The organism is Nevskiales bacterium (assembly GCA_035574475.1).
Lineage (GTDB): Bacteria > Pseudomonadota > Gammaproteobacteria > Nevskiales > DATLYR01 > DATLYR01.
Window position 1 is genome coordinate 1 of the sequence record DATLYR010000042.1, and the last position, 2834, is coordinate 2834.

Annotated in this window: 3 protein-coding genes; 2 read left to right on the forward strand and 1 reads right to left on the reverse strand. The window is 70.5% G+C overall.

Annotated elements, in window-relative coordinates; all coding sequences use genetic code 11:
• Positions 1 to 191: 191 nt before the first annotated feature.
• Positions 192 to 1208: an S-methyl-5-thioribose-1-phosphate isomerase gene (gene mtnA, locus VNJ47_02645; GenBank protein ID HXG27732.1), complete on the reverse strand. Its 1017-nt coding sequence runs from the start codon at positions 1206 to 1208 to the stop codon at positions 192 to 194.
• Between the two features lie 80 nt (positions 1209 to 1288).
• Between mtnA and VNJ47_02650 the strand changes: the two genes are divergently transcribed.
• Positions 1289 to 2641, forward strand: coding sequence for a TRZ/ATZ family hydrolase (locus VNJ47_02650; protein HXG27733.1), 1353 nt, complete (start codon positions 1289 to 1291; stop codon positions 2639 to 2641).
• The coding region (locus VNJ47_02655) for a hypothetical protein (protein ID HXG27734.1) at positions 2638 to 2834 on the forward strand (197 nt) is incomplete at its 3' end. The genes VNJ47_02650 and VNJ47_02655, both read left to right, overlap by 4 nt.

The window sequence follows — 2834 nt, forward strand, 5'->3', positions numbered from 1 at the left end:
CAATGTTGATTTTCCGCAGTGGATGATCGAGCGTCTGGATAAAGAGGCCAATCGCCTAGGCGTGACCCGCCAGTCCGTCATCAAGATTTGGCTATCTGAGTGCCTGGAAAGGACGGCTTCTGGCAAGAAATCATTCCACGGGGTGCGTTAAATACGCATCCGTGAGCCAGCGGTAGTTCGAGCACTCAACCCTACCCCCGCATCATCCTCGCCACACCCGCCGCATCCGGCGCGTGCACCACGCCGCGTTCGGTGACGAGCACGTCCACCAGCTTCGCTGGGGTCACGTCGAACACGGGGTTGAGGGCGGGGAAGCCCTCCGGCGCGATGCGCTGGCCGCGGAATTCGGTCAACTCGCGCGCGCTGCGCTCCTCGATCGGGATGGCGGCGCCGTCCGGCGTGGCGAGGTCCACCGTGCTGCTGGGCGCGACCACCATGAACTTGACCCCGTGGTATCGCGCCAGCACCGCCAGCGCATAGGTGCCGATCTTGTTGGCGACATCGCCATTCGCCGCCACGCGGTCGGCACCGACAATGACCCAGTCCACCCGTCCGCGCGCCATCAGCGCGCCGGCCGCGCCGTCGGCGATGAGTTGTGCGGGGATGCCTTCCTGCTGCAGCTCCCAGGCCGTGAGCCGCGCGCCCTGCAGCCAGGGTCGGGTCTCGCCGGCATAGACGTTCTTCAAGCGTCCGGCGGCATGCGCGCTGCGGATCACGCCCAGCGCCGTGCCATGCCCGCCGGTGGCCAGTGCGCCGGTGTTGCAGTGGGTCAGCACCGACACCGGCTGCTGGAACAGCGCCGCGCCCAGTTCGCCCATGCGGCGGTTCATTGCCAGGTCCTCGGCATGGATGGCCTGCGCCTCCGCCAGCAGCTGCGCGGCATCGGCGCCCGCGGCTATCCGGCCGCGCATGCGCGCCAGCGCCCAGTGCAGGTTGACCGCGGTCGGGCGCGAGGCTTCCAGCGCCTGCAGCGCGGCCTGCAGGTCGGCGCCCGCCTGCGCCGCCAGCACCACGCCATAGGCGGCGGCAATGCCAATCGCCGGCGCGCCGCGCACCGCCATGTCGTGGATGGCCTGCGCGACCTCGCCGGCACTGCGGGCAGCCAGGTAGCGCGTCTCGGCCGGCAGCAGCCGCTGGTCGAGCAGCGACAGGTGATCGCCCTGCCAGCGGATCGGCTGGATGCCCTCGGTTGGCGCCTGTGCGTTCATAAACCTTGTTATAGTTCCGGAGTGAAAAACGCGGGTTGCTGCGCAGTTTAGCGCAGCCGCGAGCCCAGCCCGGATTTGCCATGTCCGCCAGCCAGAACAACAACACGCCCGGCCCCGTCGACTGCCTCATCCATGCCCGCTGGATCGTGCCGGTGGAACCGGATGGCGCCGTGCTGGATCACCACAGCCTCGCGATCCGCGGCGGCCGCATCGTCGGCCTGGCGCCGCACACCGAGGCCGAAAAACTTTACCCCGCCGCCGAAACCGTGGAGCTGCCGCGCCACGCGCTGCTGCCGGGGCTGGTCAACGCCCACACCCACGCCGCCATGAGCCTGATGCGCGGCCTGGCCGACGACCTGCCGCTGATGGACTGGCTGCAGGGCCACATCTGGCCGGCCGAGGCGAAGCACGTGTCGGTGGAGTTCTGCCGCGACGGCGTGCAGCTGGCCGTGGCCGAGATGCTCAAGGGCGGCATCACCTGCTTCAACGACATGTATTTCTTCCCCGATGTGTCCGCGCAGGTCGCCGCGGCGGCCGGCATGCGCGCCTGCGTCGGGCTGATCCTGCTCGACTTCCCCAGCGTCTGGGCGCAGGGGCCGGACGAATACCTGGACAAGGCCGCCGCGGTGCACGACGCCTGGCGCGGGCACCCGCTGGTGCGCACCGCCTTCGGCCCGCACGCGCCCTACACCGTCTCGGACGGGCCGCTGGCGCGCATGCGCGTGCTGGCGGACGAGCTGGACATCCCCATCCAGATGCACGTGCACGAAACCGCCTTCGAGGTCGAGCAAGCCCAGGCGCAGGCCGGCCGGCGCCCGCTGGCGCGGTTGCACGCGCTCGGCCTGCTGTCGCCGGCGCTGATGGCGGTGCACATGACCCAGCTCACGGACGATGAGATCCGCCTGTGCGCGGACAGCGGCGTCAACGTCGTGCACTGCCCGGAATCGAACCTCAAGCTGGCCAGCGGCTTCTGCCCGGTCGGCAAGCTGCTGGCGGCGGGCGTGAACGTGGCGCTGGGCACCGACGGCGCCGCCAGCAACAACGACCTCGACCTGCTCGGCGAGATGCGCACCGCCGCACTGCTGGCCAAGGCCGTGGCGGGCGATGCCAGCGCCCTGCCCGCGCACACGGCGCTGCGCATGGCCACGCTCAACGGCGCGCGTGCGCTGGGCCTGGCCGAGGAGATCGGCTCGCTGGAAGTGAACAAATGGGCCGACCTGTGCGCCATCGAGCTCGGCGGCATCGAGACCGAGCCGCTGTACCACGTGCTGTCGCAGCTCGTGTATGCCGCCAGCCGCCACCAGGTCAGTGATGTCTGGGTCGCCGGGCGCCGGTTGCTGCACGAGCGCCGCCTGACCACGCTGGACGAAACCGCCCTGCTCGCCCGCGCGCGCGAGTGGCAGGCACGCATCGCCGCCAACGACCCGTCATGACCACCGCAGCACCGCCCAACGCCGACCCGGAGGAACTGCGCAAGTTCGCGGCCATGGCCGCGCGCTGGTGGGACCCGGACGGCGAGATGAAGCCGCTGCACCAGATCAACCCGCTGCGCCTGCGCTATGTCGACGAGCGCGCGCCGCTGGCCGGCCGGCGCGTCTGCGACGTCGGCTGCGGCGGCGGGCTGCT